This window comes from Nocardia carnea, assembly GCF_029868855.1.
Lineage (GTDB): Bacteria > Actinomycetota > Actinomycetes > Mycobacteriales > Mycobacteriaceae > Nocardia > Nocardia carnea_A.
Genome location: NZ_JARWOV010000260.1, coordinates 12310 through 29447, shown reverse-complemented (window position 1 = coordinate 29447; position 17138 = coordinate 12310). Strand labels below are relative to the sequence as shown.

Annotated in this window: 16 protein-coding genes and 2 tRNA genes; 14 read left to right on the top strand and 4 right to left on the bottom strand. The window is 66.7% G+C overall.

Annotated features, from left to right (window positions below; translation table 11 throughout):
* The coding region (locus QH195_RS27090; protein WP_280437485.1) for an NAD(P)/FAD-dependent oxidoreductase at positions 1–1298 on the bottom strand (1298 nt) is incomplete at its 3' end.
* 175 nt (positions 1299–1473) lie between these two features.
* Between QH195_RS27090 and QH195_RS27085 the strand changes: the two genes are divergently transcribed.
* A complete protein-coding gene (locus tag QH195_RS27085; RefSeq protein ID WP_280437484.1) occupies positions 1474–2121 on the top strand; it encodes a DsbA family protein in 648 nt (215 codons plus the stop codon).
* A gap of 54 nt (positions 2122–2175) precedes the next feature.
* On the opposite strand, the gene QH195_RS27080 is transcribed toward QH195_RS27085, so the two are convergent.
* Complete coding sequence (locus tag QH195_RS27080) at positions 2176–3225, bottom strand: M48 family metallopeptidase (protein WP_432278308.1); 1050 nt, start codon at positions 3223–3225, stop codon at positions 2176–2178.
* 118 nt (positions 3226–3343) lie between these two features.
* Between QH195_RS27080 and QH195_RS27075 the strand changes: the two genes are divergently transcribed.
* Positions 3344–3817, top strand: a complete 474-nt coding sequence (locus QH195_RS27075) for a ribose-5-phosphate isomerase (RefSeq protein ID WP_280423075.1) — start codon at positions 3344–3346, stop codon at positions 3815–3817.
* Between the two features lie 5 nt (positions 3818–3822).
* The gene (locus tag QH195_RS27070; protein WP_280437483.1) at positions 3823–4635 is read left to right on the top strand and encodes an Fpg/Nei family DNA glycosylase; all 813 of its coding nucleotides are present in this window, start codon (positions 3823–3825) and stop codon (positions 4633–4635) included.
* Positions 4636–4683: 48 nt separating this feature from the next.
* Here the strand turns inward: QH195_RS27070 and QH195_RS27065 are convergent, their stop codons facing one another.
* On the bottom strand, positions 4684–5640 hold the full coding sequence (locus QH195_RS27065; protein ID WP_280423077.1) for a diguanylate cyclase domain-containing protein: 957 nt from the start codon (positions 5638–5640) through the stop codon (positions 4684–4686).
* Between the two features lie 477 nt (positions 5641–6117).
* On the opposite strand from QH195_RS27065, the gene QH195_RS27060 reads away from it, so the two are divergent.
* A tRNA-Gly gene (locus tag QH195_RS27060) sits at positions 6118–6188 on the top strand.
* A 37-nt stretch (positions 6189–6225) separates the two neighbouring features.
* Positions 6226–6299: transfer RNA gene (locus QH195_RS27055), tRNA-Pro, on the top strand.
* Between the two features lie 39 nt (positions 6300–6338).
* Here QH195_RS27055 and QH195_RS27050 read toward each other — a convergent pair.
* Positions 6339–7118 (bottom strand): MerR family transcriptional regulator, encoded by a 780-nt coding sequence (locus QH195_RS27050; RefSeq protein WP_280437482.1) that lies wholly within the window; start codon positions 7116–7118, stop codon positions 6339–6341.
* 492 nt (positions 7119–7610) lie between these two features.
* Here QH195_RS27050 and QH195_RS27045 point away from each other — a divergent pair, with 492 nt between their 5' ends.
* The 9 genes from QH195_RS27045 to QH195_RS27005 all read left to right on the top strand — a co-directional run bounded on the left by QH195_RS27045 (position 7611) and on the right by QH195_RS27005 (position 17132).
* Positions 7611–7862 carry a hypothetical protein gene (locus tag QH195_RS27045; protein WP_280423079.1) on the top strand — a complete coding sequence of 84 codons (252 nt, stop codon included), beginning with the start codon at positions 7611–7613 and terminating at the stop codon, positions 7860–7862.
* 46 nt (positions 7863–7908) lie between these two features.
* Positions 7909–8802 carry an ROK family protein gene (locus QH195_RS27040; protein ID WP_280437481.1) on the top strand — a complete coding sequence of 298 codons (894 nt, stop codon included), beginning with the start codon at positions 7909–7911 and terminating at the stop codon, positions 8800–8802.
* A 431-nt stretch (positions 8803–9233) separates the two neighbouring features.
* A complete protein-coding gene (locus QH195_RS27035; protein ID WP_280437480.1) occupies positions 9234–10352 on the top strand; it encodes a GAF domain-containing protein in 1119 nt (372 codons plus the stop codon).
* Positions 10353–10432: 80 nt separating this feature from the next.
* Entirely contained in the window at positions 10433–11434 is a 1002-nt protein-coding gene (locus QH195_RS27030; RefSeq protein ID WP_280437479.1) for a conjugal transfer protein, read from the top strand.
* Positions 11435–11449: 15 nt separating this feature from the next.
* Complete coding sequence (locus tag QH195_RS27025) at positions 11450–11713, top strand: hypothetical protein (protein ID WP_068050145.1); 264 nt, start codon at positions 11450–11452, stop codon at positions 11711–11713.
* On the top strand, positions 11710–12300 hold the full coding sequence (locus tag QH195_RS27020; RefSeq protein ID WP_280423083.1) for a hypothetical protein: 591 nt from the start codon (positions 11710–11712) through the stop codon (positions 12298–12300). Before QH195_RS27025 ends, QH195_RS27020 begins: the two co-directional genes overlap by 4 nt.
* A complete protein-coding gene (locus QH195_RS27015; protein ID WP_280437478.1) occupies positions 12300–14828 on the top strand; it encodes an ATP-binding protein in 2529 nt (842 codons plus the stop codon). The genes QH195_RS27020 and QH195_RS27015 overlap by 1 nt, the downstream gene beginning before the upstream one ends.
* 28 nt (positions 14829–14856) lie before the next feature.
* Positions 14857–15687, top strand: a complete 831-nt coding sequence (locus tag QH195_RS27010) for a hypothetical protein (protein WP_280437477.1) — start codon at positions 14857–14859, stop codon at positions 15685–15687.
* A complete protein-coding gene (locus QH195_RS27005; protein ID WP_280437476.1) occupies positions 15684–17132 on the top strand; it encodes a C40 family peptidase in 1449 nt (482 codons plus the stop codon). The genes QH195_RS27010 and QH195_RS27005 overlap by 4 nt, the downstream gene beginning before the upstream one ends.
* Positions 17133–17138 lie beyond the last annotated feature (6 nt).

The following is a 17138-nucleotide window of genomic DNA, read 5'->3' as shown; positions in this document are numbered from 1 at the left end:
GTGCACCGGCACGAACTGCTCGAACTGCTTCCGCATGCCACCGTGGTCGAAGGGTACGGCTCCTCGGAAACCGGTGGGATGGGTTTCGGCCGTAGCAGTAGAGGCGCGGAGGTCGATACGTTCGCGCCGGAGAGGATCAGTTCCTTGATCAGGTCGCCCACGTCCCAGACGTTCACATTCATCCCGGCCAGCACCCGCCGCCGGTCGTCCAGCCAGAACGCCACGAATTCCCGGCCGCCGAGGTTCCCGCGCACGACCACCCGCTCGTAGTCGCCGGGCGTGGCGAAACCGGTGTATTCCATGCCGAGGTCGTACTGGTCGGTGAAGAAGTAGGGGAGTCGGTCGTAGGGGGCGGCCTTGCCGAGCATGGTCCGGGCGGCCGCCGCCGGCTGGTTCAGCGCGTTCGCCCAGTGCTCCACCCGGATCCGGCGGCCCAGTACGGGATGTTCCTGCTCGGCGATATCGCCGATCGCCACGATATTCGGATCACTGCTGGTGAGTCCCGCGTCGACGAGAACACCGGTGCCGGTGAGCAGGCCGGCGGCTTCCGCGAGCTCGATCCGGGGCCGTGCGCCCACCGCGACCAGCACCGCATCCGCCTCGAAGGTAGTACCGTCCGCCAACCGCACGCCCTGCGCCCGGCCGCCGGAAACAGTGATCTGCTCGACTCGCGCATCGAACCGGAATTCGACGCCGTGCGCCCGGTGCAGGTCGGCGAATACCTCGCCCATCTCCGGGCCCAACGCGCCCAGCAGTGGTGCGGAAGTCCCTTCGACCACCGTGACCGCCACCCCGGCCGCACGCGCCGCCGCGGTGACCTCGAGGCCGATCCACCCTGCCCCGATGACCACCAGCCGGCGTGCGGTGCCGAACAGTTCGACGAGTGCGTCGGATTCTTCGACGGTGCGCAAGGTGTACACGCCCGGCGCGTCGGCGCCCGGGACGGGCAGCGACCGGGAGGCGGCACCGGTGGCCAGGGCCATTTTGTCGTAGGGCAGGGTCGAACCGTCCGGCAGCGTTACCGTGCGGGCGCCCCGGTCGACGGCGGTGACCTCGGTGCCGAGCAGTAGTTCCACATTGTGGTCCCGATACCAGGCGGCGTCGGCGACCGTGAACTCGTCCAGGGTCTTCTTCCCGGCCAGATATTCCTTCGACAGCGGCGGACGTTCGTAGGGCAGCCGCTCCTCTGCGCCGATGAGGGTGAGGTGGCCGTCGAAATCGTTGCCGCGCAACTCCTGTGCCAGTTTCGCGCCGGCCAGACCGGCGCCGACGATGACGAAACGCTGTGCAGATGTCATGGACGGGACTCCCTTGTCGTGAGTTGTTCCAGCGACCATCCGAACCTCCGCCGCCAGCCTACTGAGGTCGTCTCGGATGATCGGCGGGAACGAAAACGGCGCGGCGGCGGTTGCTCGATGAGAAGCCGGGGCTGCGGCGCAGCGCCTGCCGACAACCGAAGGAGAGGAACCGTCCGTGACCGATACGGCTGTTGAGAAGGACCTTGCCGAATTCTGGTTCGACCCCCTGTGCCCGTGGTGCTGGATCACCTCCCGCTGGATCCTCGAGGTCGCGAAAGTACGCGATATCGAGACCCGCTTCCACGTGATGAGCCTGGCGGTGCTCAACGAGGGACGCGATCTGCCGCCGGAGTATCAGGAGTTGATGGCGAGCGGATGGGGTCCGGTACGGGTCGCGATCGCCGCCGCCCAGCAGCACGGCGACGATATTCTGCCGGCGCTGTACACCGCCATGGGTACCCGGTTCCACGATCGCCGGTCGGAGTACGAGAAGGAGGGTGGCCTGCGGGAGACCTTCGCGGCGATTCTCGCCGATGCGCTCGCCGAGGTCGGGTTGCCGGCCGAACTGTCGGCCGCGGCGGACAGCGGCGACTACGACGAAGCTTTGCGGGCCAGCCATCACGCCGGGATGGACAAGGTCGGACCCGACGTCGGTACGCCGACCATCCACGTCAACGGAGTCGCGTTCTTCGGCCCGGTGTTGTCGCGCATTCCGCGCGGCGAAGAGGCGGGCAAACTGTGGGACGCGGTGGTCACCCTGGCCGCCTACCCGCACTTCTTCGAACTCAAGCGCACGCGCGACGAGGATCCGCAGTTCGACTGAGAGTGTGGTGGACCGATTCCCGCCGTCCGGCCGGAATCGGTCACCGGACACGGGTCAGTGCGGAGTTTTCGACATGGTCACCGGGTGTCCGCCGGGAGATCCCGGCGGGGGCGGTGGCGGTGCCTGGGTGGGCGGTCGTGACTCCGGTCCGGGGCGCCAGAACAACCTCCCGTGGCTGCTGCGGTCGCGTAACGCCCACATCCGCCAGGTGAGGACGGGATGGGAGGCCATGGCGTTCACCATCCAGACGAAGAATCCGCGTTCCTGGGCGGCGCGGTCGGCCATTTCGTCGAAACCCACTGCGGTGTTGAGGTATTTGCCGGCCGCCAGTGTGCCCATCGCTGCCGCCGCCCCTTGCGGCCGGTGGCAGTAACCGTGGTTGTCGGCCGTGTACTCCTGCGACCGGATGAGCGAACTACCCAGAATCGGTAGGAACGGGACCAGGAACATGCCCAGCTGCCGCCAATAGGACGCGTGCCCGGCCGCGATATGGCCGACCTCGTGACCGATGATGAACGCCAGTGCATCCGGTTCGCGGGCGGCGCCGCTGACCTCGAACAGGTCGCTGTAGACCACCACGTACCGGCGGAAACCGTGACCGGAGGCGAACGCGTTGATCTGCCCGTTCCCGAGTAACACGTAGGCGTCCGGCGCGGATGCCATACCGAAGCGGGCCGCGGCCTCCTGCACCATCCGGTAGCCCTCGGGGAACTGGGTCGGTGACATCTTCACGCCGTTGACCCGCTGCCGCGAATAGTTGAGACCGCGGCCGAACCAGATCAGCAGGGGCGCCCCGACCAGGATCAGGATGTACTCGTTGACCGAGCCCAGGACGAGCAGCAGAAAGGCCAGCAGATACGCGACCCCGGTGAACAACACCACAACGGTCAGCAGCGGGATCTCCCAGCTGTGCCGGGCGGGCATACCGAAAGGCGACAATCCACGCGGTTCGTGCGCCGGACCCGGCGGCGGGGGATAGCCGGCGGGTAGGGCCGCCGGGGTGCCGGGACGGCCGGTGAGCCACGGGTAGGGACCGGGCTCCGGCGGATTCGCGGCCCAGTCGGGGCCGGACCCGGACGGTTGCTGTGGGTCGTGCGGCTGCATACCCCGACTCTAAGGGGACCTCCGCATTCGTTCGGCCGTGCAGTGGCGGTCAGGAGGCTTCCGGCGGTGCGGCCCGCCCGCCGTCAGCGGCCGTTTCCGGGCCTGACACAATCGCGGCATGCGCGTATACCTGGGTGCCGATCACGCTGGTTTCGAATTGAAGAACGTTGTCAAGGAGCATCTCGAGAAGGCCGGTCACGAGGTCGTCGACTGTGGCGCCCTCGTCTACGACGCTCTCGACGACTACCCCGCCTTCTGCATTGAGGCGGCCCGTCGCACCGTCGCCGATCCGGGCAGCCTGGGACTGGTTTTCGGGGGTAGCGGTAACGGTGAGCAGATCGCGGCGAACAAGGTGCCGGGTGCGCGGTGCGCGCTGGCCTGGAGCGTCGAAACCGCCCGGCTGGCTCGCGAGCACAACAACGCGCAATTGATCGGTATCGGTGGCCGGATGCATTCGCAGCAGGAAGCGCTGGAGATCGTGGACGCCTTCGTGACGACTCCGTGGTCGCAGGAGGAGCGGCATCAGCGTCGTATCGATATTCTTGCCGCCTACGAGAAGACCGGCGAAGCGCCCGCGCTGCCCGCTTCCTGACGCGAGTGCCGGAGGGACATACCCTGCACCGGCTCGCGCGCCGGCACGAACGGCGCCTGGCCGGTGCGGTGGTGCGGGTATCGAGTCCGCAGGGGAAATTCGCCGCGGGTGCCGCCCGGGTGGACGGGCGCATCCTGCTGCGGTCGGAGGCGTGGGGTAAACATCTGCTGCACGAGTACGAGGGCGAGCTGTTCGTCCACGTCCATCTCGGGCTGTACGGAACATTCACCGAATCAGGTTTGCCGATGCCGGAGCCGGTGGGGCAGGTGCGGATGCGGTTGTCCGGGCCCGGCCGTGACGGATCCGGGTTCGGCACCGATCTCCGCGGGCCCACGGCCTGCGAGGTCCTGACGCCGCCGGAGGTGGCGGCGCTCGTCGCCCGGCTCGGCCCCGACCCGCTGCGTGCCGACGCCGACCCGGACCGGGCGTGGGCGCGGATCAGCCGCTCCCGGCGCAGTATCGGCTCACTGCTCATGGACCAGGGCGTGATCGCCGGGGTCGGGAATGTCTACCGCGCCGAAGTGCTGTTCCGGCACGGTATTTCACCGGCGCGTCCCGGTAATCGGATCAGCCCGGACGAATGGTCGGCGCTGTGGGCGGATCTGGTGGAGTTGATGCGGGTCGGGGCGCACCGCGGGAAGATGCACGTGGTTCGACCCGAGCACGATCACGGTGCGCCGTCCTACGCTACCGACCGGCCCCGTACCTACGTCTACCGGCGGGCGGGCGAGCCGTGCCGCTGCTGTGCCACACCGGTGCGGCACAGCGTACTCGAGGGCCGGAACTTGTTCTGGTGCGCCGGGTGCCAGCCCGGCTGAGGTTTCGGTGCGCCGAGTGTCGGCCCCGCCTGAACCTGTTCGGCCCGGTCAGCCCGCCACGGCGGTATCGACGGCCTCGCCCCCGGGCTCGGCGCCTACATAGCGGCGTCCACCCGCGGTTTTCGCCGAATACATCGCCAGGTCCGCGCGGCGCAGCAGTTCGGCGAGCTCCGCACGATCCCCCGGCGGAGAATACGTGGTGCCGACACTCGCCGATACGGGTACCGGACCGGCCGCAGTCCAGAACGAATCGTTCAGCGCGAGCACGATATTGCCCGCCAGTTCGGCGACGCGGTCCTTGTCGAGGCCGGCCGCCAGGACGAACTCGTCTCCGCCGTAGCGGCAGACCACGGTTCCCGGCGGCGCGACCTCGCGCAGGCGCTGTGCCAGTTCGACCAGCACCTCGTCGCCGACGGCGTGGCCGTAGTTGTCGTTGATCTGCTTGAACCGGTCCAAGTCCACCACCAGCAGTCCGACTCCGCGCTGCGGATGATCGGCCATCTGCCGGACCCGTTTGCGCAACAGGGTGCGGTTGGCCAGCCCGGTGAGCGCGTCGTGGGTGGCTTCGTGTTCGAGTCGCTGCTGCAGCGCGGCGAATTCACGTACCCGCTGCGTGGCTTCGTCGGAGAAGTTCTTCTTCTGCTGTGCCAGCGCCAGCTCCTGCAGCGCCTGGGCGTAACTGTCGATGGCCTGGCTGGCGACCAGCGGCCACTGGGTCGCCACCAGGGAGCCGCGTGGCCCGGCGGGGAAGCCCAGCAGCGTACGGGTCACCAGGGCGAGCATCCGGACCCGATGCAGCGGCTCCGCGCACAACCGTGCCCCGAGCCGGCGGGCGGCGCGGATCGGGAACGGATCCGACACCGTCAGCTCAAGTAGCTGCTCGAGGATGTCGACGAGAACCGGTTCGATCTCGGCCGCGGTGATATCGGCATCGGGCTGGGCCCCGGCCGCCAGGGCCCATTCGCGGGCGGTGGAATGGATGGGTGGCCGGTTCTCAGCAGGCATTGCGATCACCGCAGGCGGAGGTAATCGCGCCGCGAACGCGCGGCTTCGGTGCCGGGAACATCCGGCTCTGTCGTACTGCTGTGCGGATGGTCCACCTTGTCGGGTGCACGCCACCGCCCCCTTTCCAGATACCCCGTCCGGCAAGAAGATCGTAGCAAGATGGTGGGGCCCGGAGACCTGCGTTCTAGAACAAGTTCTCGAACCCCGGAACAACAGCAATCTCTGGCGTATCGTCCGGAATCCGCCGGTGTTACATACTTTGGCGAAATTTTTTCCCCGAGTGCCGGGGAAGCGGCCGGCCGCCGTGTTCACGGGTCGGTCGCGCTGCTCGCAACCACCGGCTCAGGAGGCGCGGATCACGGCAGCGGCCGGCACGCCGAGACGCGGAACGGGGGCTGATTGGCGAAAAGAAAGTGGCATTCGGTACAGTCGCTCATGCACACGGCATCGTGGCGATCCCACCGCTGCCGTATGCATGCGGGTGTAGTTCAATGGTAGAACCTCAGCCTTCCAAGCTGATGGTGCGGGTTCGATTCCCGTCACCCGCTCTCTCCGAGACCGGAAACCACCCCTTCGGGGGTACTACGGGGTGTGGCGCAGCTTGGTAGCGCACCCGCTTTGGGAGCGGGTGGTCGCAGGTTCAAATCCTGTCACCCCGACATATTGTCGCCCGATCTCCCGGAATGGGCTCCGGTATCTCAGCTCCGTGCCCGGGACGGTTGCTTACCGTTCGGTGCCGCGTTACGCCGGCCAGGGTATGCGCGTGGCGGCTCCGCAGTCTCCACCGGAAGTTCGGCGCGGCGACCGAATGCCTGATCGATCAGCTCCGAGGCGGCGCGGGTGACGATGAGCCGTGCGATGGCGAGATCGGTTTCCAGTTTGGTGCGGTCCTTGATATTTCGTTCGGACTGCTCGTAGCTCTTTCCGGCGAGGATATGGAAGATCTCGGCGGCATACCGGTCGGCGATACGGTCGCAATCGGCGCGGAGACGCTCGATGAGCTGGAAGGTGGCGTTGGGAGGCAGGCCCGCGTCGTCGAGGCGGGTGGCCAGATCGCTGCACCGCGGGTTGGTGACCCGGTAGACGTCGAACGGGTCGTCGCTGGCGGCGAGTGCCTGTTGGACGTACTCGGGTAGTTCGTAGGCCGGCTCCTCCGGCTCCGGCTGGGGCGGATGATCCGGTGACGGGCGGTCGGCAGCGCTGGGGTTCTGGTCGGTGACGCCCAGGACGTCGGCGAGGCCGTCGCCGCGGTCCCATGCCGAGAGCAGTTCGCGGATGCCGTTGAGTTTCATACCGCGCCCGAGCAATCGGCTGATGGTCTGCAGTCGATTCAGGTGATCGGATCCGTAGTAGCCGATGCGTCCCCGGACATCGGGAGAGGGCAACAGCCCACGCTCGTGGTACACGCGGACACTGCGCACGGTGGTCTCGGCGGCCCGCGCCAGCTCGTCGATCGTGTACTCGGATTCGCCAGGCATACCTATAGGAAACCATATTTGGGCCCGTAGATAAACGGTCCGTAACCAAACGAACCGATGCCTGACGGCTTAAATATTGTGAAATGAACGTCAACGTCCCGTTACTTAACGGTACGAGGCCTTGCTTCCGTGCCGGTCGGTGTTCTACCGTCGTGATACAGCTGACATCAGCTGTTTCCGGGGACTGTTGAGCAGCCCTGACGATCCGCCCGACCAACGGGACACGTATCGGTATCCCCCGGCGTGCCCTCGGCAGTTCCGGAGACGGTGATGAGCACAGTACGAGTACGGTCGTTGAGCGTTGTTCTACCTCGGACGACGAATGAGGCGCGGGTAACCGCGCCGCCCCCTGTCGCATCGGTGAAATCGGCGCAGCGCCCACCGTGCGCGGAGGTCCCCGACAGCTGGGACCTGGATTCCGGCACCCCCGACGCCTGGCATTCGGCAGTACGTACTTGCTATGAATGTCCTTTGTTCGACCAGTGCGCGCGTTTGGCACAGACTCTCATCGAGCGGGGCGATGCACCGCGAGCCATGATCTGGGCGGGTATCGCCTATGACAACTCCGGCAACGTCATCGAGAACCTGGACCGGCACCGCACCGTGCCGATCGATCACAAACGACCGATGCGGATCATCCGCAACGGCCCGCGCCCGACCCACGGCGCGGTGGTTTCCGGTGCGCCCAAACGGCATATCGTCCTGGGCCGTCCGCTCCGCCCGACGGAATCCGCTGCTGTCTGACTATGCTGCGGGAGCAAGCGCGGATCTAGTTTCTGGTGGTGCGTAGATGACAATCCTGGCGTTGGAGATCGGCACGACTCGGCTCGCTGCGATCGAGATCGCCGACGATGTGGGCTCCGACCAGGTCCAGCAGATCCCGATACCGCGGCAGGCTGCCTGGGACAAGGTTCGCGAACTCCTGCTCCGAATCGCGGCGGGCCGGGAGGTCGCCGCGGTCGGGATCGCCTCCGGCGGGCCGATCGATATGGCCTCCGGGGTTGTGGCGCCCATGCAGATCCAGGAATGGCAGGCCGGGTTTCCGCTGGTCGAGTCGGTGCAGAAGCTGTTTCCCGCCGCCTCCGTCGCGATGGCCTTGGACGGCGTATGTCTATCGCTGGCCGAGCGGCATTTCGGCGCGACTCGTGAGGTCATGGATTCCCTGTCGATTCACGTTTCCGAGACGGTGTTCGGCGGGGTGATGGTCGGTGGTTTCGTAGTGGTCGGGCGGACGGGCAACGCCGGCCAGGTGGGTCATGTCCTCGTGCCCGGTTACGACACCCCTTGTGGGTGCGGGGGGCGTGGATGCCTGGAATCGGTGGCGGGCGCGCCGGCGTTGACGGCCTGGGCCCGGCGGCAGGGCTGGGGTGGGAATTCCGTAACCGATCTCGCGGCCGATGCACAGGCCGGGGACCGTATCGCCGTGGCGGCGCTGGAACGAGCCGGCACCGCGACGGGCCGGGCCATCGCCTCGGTGGCGGCGCTGCTGGATATCGACCGGGTGGTCGTCGGCGGGCCCGTCGCCGCGGCCGGCTCGGCATTGTGGAAACCTCTGCAGAGCGCGGTCGCGATGCATGCGCGGTTGCCCTTCCTGCCCGGGCTGCGCGTGGTTCCCTCCGAGTTGGAGGATCTGGGCCTGCTGGCGGGCGCGGGAGTTATCGCGCTGTCATCGCAGAGCGAGTGATCGGCGCCCTGGCGTAGTTCGTACCGGACGGTACCGATCGTTACAGCGGTCGATCGCCTGTGCCTGTCCGGATTCGGTGCGGCCGGTCACTGCCCGAGCTGGATTGCCGGGGATTAACGCTCCTGCCGCTTGTGCTCGTGGCAAACTGGTCGCGGGTTCGATTTCCGGTGTGGAACACCTATCGAGGGCCCGATTGGGCGGTGTTCGTGTCGGTTTCCGTATTATTGCCGGTTCGGGTGGCCGGGCGGTCGAGTGGCTCTCCGGCGGCGCTTCGGGCGGAACTCCGCACCGGGTGACGTATCTGCTGTGAGTTCACTGTTGAGTGTGCCGCTGTGCAACGGTACATTATCTTCTGCGGACGTTGTCACGATAGCGACATGCACCGCGAAACGGTTGGACGCACGCGATGAGAGGGCGCAGTGATCCCCTGGGTGACGGTCGAAACTTTGGCGCCGGAAGGGTTCTCCGTCGCGTCGGTCGGGGATGCCGCACGGGAGTTCGCCGACTGGCGGCGCGTACTGCAACGACAACTCGCACGAACTCCGGCCCTCTACGACGGATTGACCACCCGCGACATCTCCGAGGCCCTGCGCACCGCCATTGAGGGCGCCATAGACCTGGATCGAACTTTCACCACCCGCTCCGGGCCGCACCGGCTGATGGTCCGTCCGGTATTCGGGCCCGCCGGGGAAGTGCACGCGGTGCGCTGGTGGGCCGGACCCGCGGACGGCCCGGTGCCGCCGCTACCCGCGGCGGTGGGTGCGATCTGGGATCTGGACAGTCAGACCCTCGCGCAGCCAAGCGGGATCACCGCGCTGTCGGGTATCGCCCCCGAAGAGTATGTGCCGCGTATGTCGATCGCCGAATTCTTCCATCGCGTCTCGGCGTTCGACCGGCATGCGGAAGTTCTCGATCTCCTGTACCGCCCCGAGGCCGGGGAGAAAATGCAATTCGAGGTCACCGTGCTGCGTACCGCCGGCCGGGCAACCCGCTGGCGGATCTCCGTGCGGGCACGCAACGACGAACACACCCGCGGTGCGTGGTGGCTGATCGAGGACATCACTTCCGAGGACAATCCGGCCATCTGGCCGACTCTGGAGAGCGTAGGCCTGCGGGAGGCGCACCGCCGTGCGGGCAACCACCTCGCGGTCGTCCAGTTGGGATACACCAGTATCTCCCACTGGCTCACCGATCCGGCGCCGTGGATACGCTGGGACTATCTTTTCCGTCCGGTCGATGTCTTCCATCCCGATGATCGGATCCGGCTGGTGGAACTCGGTTCCCGGGTACGCGGCGGGGAGAGTGCCGGCACCACGGTACGGGCATTGAACTACAACGGCGGTTACACCCCGACCTCGCTTCTGCTGTATCCGTACCCGGGATTCTCCAACCGGGAGCTGGCCATCGCCCAAATGGTGCGTGTGGTCGACGATATTCCCATGGTGGAGCCGGACGTGGCGGATCTGGGCGCTCAGGAGGGGCCGATCGGTTACGACGACCAGCTGCGGTTCCGGCTGGCGGGCAGGTTACGGCACAGTTCGGTGTCGTAGGGAACGGGCATATACGTGGGTCCCCATGTCTGGGAAGAAGTTTTCCCTCGGTGGGCAGGCCGCTCTCTACCATTCCGAGAGTGAGGACTGGGGCGGCTGGACGCGCGGATTCGGGCGAGGCACTGCTTCGCCAGATGGCCGCGCGCCGCCGTCGCGACAACATCGTCGTGGTTGTCCTGGCAGTGCTCGCGGTTCTCGGTGGCGGGCACGCTGTCTACAGCTTATTCGCCCCTGATCCCGCCCCACCGGGAGACGAGGAGATGGTGGGGGTCACGGGGCACGCGAGCCTGGCCGCGTCGTTCGCACAGGATTTCGTCGTCACCTATCTGAGCACGGACGCGAGCGAGCAGGACGCGCTGTCCCGCTATGTCGACGGCACCCAGCGCATCTCGTTGCCGAAAACAGGTGCGCAGGTCAGCGCGCCGCTGGTGGTCTACGTTTCCCGCACCCTCGACGCCGGTGCGGTAGAGGTGTGGTCGGTAACCGTATCGGTGCAGACCGGCCGGGCCGGGGCGGCGGGCGCCGCACGGCACTACTATCGGGTCCCTGTATCCGTATCCGAGGGTAGTTTGCGGGCGCTCACCCTGCCCGCCGCAGTGGAACCGCCCGCGGTCGGATCGGATCTGGCGCAGGCCTATTCGGCCCCGTGCGGCGAAGAGACGGCATTTGCTCAGGTCGCTACCGGATTCCTGAGCGCATATCTGACCGGCGCAGGCGATGTGGCGCGCTATGTCGCCGTCGATTCCGGAATCTCGGCACTGCGCCCGGCGCCCTTCACCGACCTCACCACAGTGACTGTCACCGCCGAGGATTCCGGTTGCGGTACCGCGGGCTCCAGCGCACAGGTGTTGGCCACAGTCACCCCCAAGGGAGCGGCCGGGACCGCGCCGGCGCTGGCCTATCCGCTCACGATGGTCCGCGGTGAGGGTCAATGGCAGGTGCGGGCCATCGAGACACTGCCGGCGCTGAAGGAGCCACTGACCCTCGTTGTGCCACAGGGGGAGAACTCCGGACCGGCCACCGGCAGCACCACAGGGGCTCCGACGACCACCGCGGAGATACCCCCGGCGACCCAGAACTGATTCGAGGCGGCAACCATGAGCAATCTCAGCAATATCCTGTACGGCATCCTGGTATTCGTACGCTGGGCCGGCCTGATCCTCATCACCATCGTCTCGATGGCCGTGCTGATCTCGGAGGCCGCGAAATCCAAGCTGTCACCGGCCAAGATCCTCGGTGTAGCGGGTTCGGCGATTCTGGCCGCAGTACTGTTCTGGATGTTGCCGACACTGGTGAATTTCGCCCGCGCGGACGCAAATATGATCGTGCCGGACCACCCCGTCGGGGGCGGATATCGTTGACCACACAGGTGATCAAGGTCTTCACGCCGGTCAAACGTGTTCCCACCATGATCGGCAAGGCCCAGAACGGGCAGAAGCTGCCGTTCGGGCCCTACACACTGCCGCAGGTGTCGGGCGTCGCGATCGGACTGATCCTCACGGGCGCGGGGGCGATGACCCTGCCGGCGAATCCGGCGATCACCTTCCTGGCCGGGCTGGCGCTCACGGCCGTGCTCGGATTCGCGCTCGGCCTCGTGCCCTACACGGGAGTGCGATTGTTCTCGAGGGTGGTCTGGTTCGCGCGGCTGATCTTCTATCCGAAGCCCGTACTCGCCTCGGGTATGCCGGTGACACCGGAATCGGCCCGGATCACGATGTTCGTCGAGGAGACCGTGGTGGCGATCCTGCCGCACGAACCTATGGCGGGGGATTCCCGGAGACGCCGCAGTCGACGAGTATCCGCCCGGGGCGGGCAGCTACTGGATCTGCTGAACACGAATCGGGTCCAGCGTCCCGTGGAAGTGGTGGACTCGTCACCACCGGTGTCCAGCTGGCAGTCGATGATCAGCAGTAACGGGGGGCGGTCGGCAAGCGGAGAGGGACGCTGATGGGTTTCAACCGGGATCTACAACCTACCGCCGCCATCCGCGGACATCTTCAGTTCACGCATTCTGGCCTGGTCACGGCCACGTACTTCATCACCCCTCTCGGGTACGGTCTGCGGAAGGCCGGCGACAAGTTCGATGTGAAACTTGCCCACCACGCGCTGGTCAACAACTTGCCCAACGGGTCGTTGCTGCTCGGAATCCAGGCCCGGCAGAACACCCTCGATGTGCTGAGCAAAATGGTCGAGGGTGTGGATCTCGACGAATGCGCCGACTACGCCGACGAGGTGTTCGCCTCCTATGAGCGGGTCCGGGCGATCTCCCCGCAAACCCGTATCTACCTGCTCTCCATCCCGGTAGGAACAGCCAATACCGGCGGGATCTCGGCGCTCTCCCGGATGTGGCGGGGTAGTACGACAACGATCGACGCGACCGCCATTTCGCGGGCCGAACTGGACGCCTACGAAGAGGAAGCCAACGAGATCCTCTCGCGGATCGGCGGAGACTTCGATCCGGTGCCGGTCCCCGCCGCACTGTTCCAGTGGCTGTGGGAGCACTATCTGGCGCGCGGAGCGGTCGGTGATCCGGTAGCGCCGACCCGAGCCGGTGCGCTCGACGATGCGACAGCGGCGGTTTTCAAATCCGCGGCGCTGGACGAAGGCGCTCGGGCCGATTCCCAGCGCCGGCTTCGTCCCTCTTTCGTTCCGGTGATCAAGGTGGTGCAGCCCGACACCGGCTACCGTCCCTCCTACCAGGCGATGCTGACCCCGCGGTCGTTCCCCTATTCGGGCATGATGTTTCCGGGCGGCAGCGAATTCCTGAACGTGATCGACGGTCTCGGCGGCGCTGTCACCGTCGACTGGGGGATGCGGATCTCCACCAAGCCTGCCGATCAGGTCCTCAAGAGCAACGAGGTGAATCTGCGGCGCCTCGGCGAACAGATGGACCAGCGCGACCAAGAGGTTTCGTTCGCCCAGAACACCCTCATGTCCAAGGCACAGATGCTGGGCGAGTACAACCAGCACTTCGAGGTGAACGGCGGCGAATCGGAGGTTTCCTTCACCACCGTCATCGCCGTGGGTGGACCCTCCCACGACGAGACCATGGACGCGGTGAACACTCTGCGGCGCCGTTACAAACGTTTCCAGGTGGAGATGGCCACGCCCGTCGGCGCACAGGTCGACCTCTGGTCGCTGCTGGTTCCCGGAAGTCCGCCGCGGCGGGCGTTCGACGATTTCGCCCATATCGTGCCCTCCGATATGTGGGCTGGGTTCGTTCCGTTCACGACCAGCCAGATCGGCGACGACAGTGGTCCGGTGATCGGACTCAACCTGCTGTCCGGGCATTTCGAGCCGATCCATTTCGGGATCATGGAAGCCGCGCTGCACGACCTCTCGGCATCCTTCGCGGTCACCGGCGAACTCGGTTCGGGTAAATCATATTTCCTGAAGCTCATGGCCGTGCTCGTACACGATATGGGCGGGCAATTCCTGGCGATCGACCGAAGCCAGGTGGGGGAGTGGGAGCATTTCGCGTCCGCCATCGACGATGCCGTGGTCATCGACCTGGCGAACCCGTCGGTCTCGCTGGATCCGCTGCGGTTGTTCGATCCGCGAGTCGCCGGGGAACGCGCACTGGATTCCGTGCTACCGCTGCTGGACCTGTCGCCCACCTCGGGTACCGGCGCGGTGATCAGTAACCTGCTCTCACCCAAAGGAATCGCCGAGCACCGCATCACCAGCCTACTGGACCTCTACCGGGTGGTGTGCCGGTTGCGTGACGAGCCCGGCGCGCTCGACGAGTACGCGGACCTGGCATCCCGGCTGGGCACCATTGTCGAACGGGTGCCGGTACTGTTCGATCCGAATCTCGCACCGATCCGGCTGGATGCCGCCGCCACGGTGGTCCGCAGCCACAAGCTGGCCCTGCCGACCGCCGAGGAACTGACCACTCCACACCTCTACAACCGGCTACCGTTGACGAAACGACTGGGTACGGCGCTCTACGAACTGGTGGGAGTAACGGCGCGGGAAGCGTTCCTCTCCGACAACGGACGGTTCGGGCTCCTCGTCGGCGACGAGGCACACCATTTCACCCAGACCCAGGTCGGCGCATCGGTGACATCGGATTTCAGTCGTGACGGCCGGAAACACCTCGCCGCCATCGGGCTGGCCTCACACGACCCCGCCACCGACTTCCAGGGCGCGGCGCACAATCTGATCCCGAACCGGTTCGTCTTCCGGCAACGGGACGAAACGCTGGCTCGCAACAGCCTCGAGTGGCTGGGTGTGGATCTGGAGGAGGCCCCGTACCTGTTGCAGGCCCTGCGGGAGGAGACCTCGCCGCCGGTGGGAGCCGGCCGGCAGGTACCGGAAGAACGTCGCGGTGAGATGTTCATGCGGGACGCGTTGAGTCGGATCGGACGTGGCAAAGTGCTCGGGCCGGCCCGAGCGGACCGGGCGGAGGCCATCACCAGTACGCCGACCGTGGCGCCCCGTCCTGCCCGGAGGGAATCGGAGGCTGTCCGCTGAGTCCGTTGGGGCGGCGGGTGAATCGGTTGTGGTGGCGTCGGACGAGAAGTCGAATGAGAACTCGAAGAAGAAGCTGATCGTGGTGCTGGCTGCCATGTCGTTGTGTTGCTGCGGCGGGCCCGCGCTCATGGTCGGGGCGCCGTTCGCGGAGTTGACATCGATGGCGAAACAGGATTTCGGGCGCCAATGCGATATCGCGCTCGGACCTGCTACCGGTACAACGCCTACCACCGCGACCCCCGCCGGCACCCCCACCGTATCGGTTCCCACCGCACCCAGATCGCCCTCCGCCACTCCCACCGGTAACCCGTACGCATCCTTGACCTTCGCGGCCGACGACCCGGCTGTCGCACCGCGAGACCGGGAATGCACGTCTGCCATGCGGGTGGCTCCCCGCCAAGGTCCGGCCCTCCGAGAGGGCAGCAACGCTCCCGCCGCGGCATGCGCCGCCGATCTCGCCCTGAGGTACCCCGAGGCGGGCGGTGCGGCGGTTGCGGCCGAGTATGTCCGAGATGTGATCTACAGCGCCTCGCTGGCCATCTCGTCGCAACGATGCGTACCCGGCCGTGCGCCCTATGCGGCCGCGGCGGAGAACTGTGGTGACATCACGAACGGCGAACCGGTGATCTTGCCGGAAACCGTGCGGGAGCAGGGGTTCTGTGGGCATACGGTAGATCCCGCCGCGATATCGGCCGGCGATCTGGTGTTCTGGGATTACCGGGACAACGCCGCGACCCGGGCGGGCATAGCGCTGGGTTCCGATGAGTTGGTGACGGTCGAGGGCGGGGAGTTCGTCCGGACGGGTATCCCCGGCGCCGGGCACGTGCAGATCAAGCGGGTATTGCGGGAGGTGTCGTGACCAGCGCGGAAATCGGGCCGTTCGCAGTAGAGGCCGAGTACGACGACGATCCGGAGAACGATGGCGCTCCCGGAACCGGATCCCCGTGGACCGGTGAGCGCAGGCGGTGGGGCGCCGGCGGGGGCAATCCGAATGTGCCCGGCGCGCCGGCAGCGCCACAACCCGGCCCCGCCCCGTCGTCCGGCGCCACCGCGACCCCGGTAGCCCAGTCCGCGCCGGCGCCGGCCGCGCCGCCCCCCGGCCTCGCGCTACCCGGTCTGCCGGTCCTTCCGTTGCCTGGCGTACCCGCGCCGTCGGCCGGTGCCCACCCGCCACCGGCGCAACCCGCGGCGGGCCCCGCGCCCGCCGCTGCCCCGGTGGCGGACAGGCGCGCGGAAGCCGAACCCGAGCCGCTGGTCGATCCCGAGATGCTGGCGCGCATGGCGCCCATGGCGATGATGGCGGGCGCGACCCTGCTACCCATGATCGGTTCGGCGCTCTCGGGTCTGACGGGTGGCGCTGGTGGCGCGGCGCCTGTAGCCGAAGGCGGCGCGACGGGAATGTCCCCGGAAGCCGAGCGTGCGATGAAGGTGCTGAAACTTCTCGAGGATATGTACGGCGAGGGCGACCCGAAAGATCCCGAGATGAAGAAACTGAAGGAGGAAGTGGACGGCGGTTCGGAGTCCTCCAGTGGTGCCGGGCCGGCCATGCTGAAGGCCCGGATGCTGTTCCAGGACAATGCCGCGTCGGCGTTCAACAATCTGGACAAGCAACTGGTGAAATATATTTCCGGGCTGGCCGGTTCGAACAAGGTCGACAAGAATGCGGTGCGGTCGCTGGTGAAACAGGTCAACGCGGCCCTGGCCGAGCTCGGGCCGATGGCGTACACGAAAGAAGGCCAGCAGAAGGTACGCCAGATCCTGACCATTGCCCTGCAGGCGGCGCACAAGATCGTATCCGGGGGGTCCGCGAATGCCGGTGACGCCGCCTCGGCCATCAACCAGCTGACCAATCAGTACTTGTACAACCTGTTGGGCAAGGAGCTTCCCGGCGGGGTGAAATTCGCGTCCGGCAAGGGCAAGGGCAAGGGCGGGGCCGAGGGCGGATCCGCCCGCGCGCAGCATGCCGTGAAGACTGCCCTGAACCAGGTCGGAGATCCCTACGTATGGGGCGCCGAGGGGCCGAACAGCTTCGACTGCTCGGGTCTCATGCAGTACGCGGCGAAGAAAGCCGGGGTCAACATTCCCCGCGTCGCCGACGACCAGTTCAACTCGCTGCCGAAGGTGGCGAACAAGGATATCCAGCCCGGCGATCTGATCTTCCCCGCGAGCAGCTACAAGAACGGGGAGATGGGGCACGTGATGATGTACATCGGCGACGGCAAGTGCGTGGAAGCACCGAGCCGCGGCAAGGATGTCCGGGTCACCTCGTTGCCCCCCAGCTTCGCGGCGCGACGCTGGGCGTGAATCAAC

What these genes read in the sequence shown, in the direction of transcription:
- QH195_RS27080 (WP_432278308.1), bottom strand. Translation starts at nt 3,225, where the DNA reads ATGCAGCCGCACGACCCACAGCAACCGTCCGGGTCCGGCCCCGACTGG.
- QH195_RS27075 (WP_280423075.1), top strand. Translation starts at nt 3,344, where the DNA reads ATGCGCGTATACCTGGGTGCCGATCACGCTGGTTTCGAATTGAAGAAC.
- QH195_RS27025 (WP_068050145.1), top strand. Translation starts at nt 11,450, where the DNA reads ATGAGCAATCTCAGCAATATCCTGTACGGCATCCTGGTATTCGTACGC.
- QH195_RS27050 (WP_280437482.1), bottom strand. Translation starts at nt 7,118, where the DNA reads ATGCCTGGCGAATCCGAGTACACGATCGACGAGCTGGCGCGGGCCGCC.
- QH195_RS27065 (WP_280423077.1), bottom strand. Translation starts at nt 5,640, where the DNA reads ATGCCTGCTGAGAACCGGCCACCCATCCATTCCACCGCCCGCGAATGG.
- QH195_RS27015 (WP_280437478.1), top strand. Translation starts at nt 12,300, where the DNA reads ATGGGTTTCAACCGGGATCTACAACCTACCGCCGCCATCCGCGGACAT.
- QH195_RS27040 (WP_280437481.1), top strand. Translation starts at nt 7,909, where the DNA reads ATGACAATCCTGGCGTTGGAGATCGGCACGACTCGGCTCGCTGCGATC.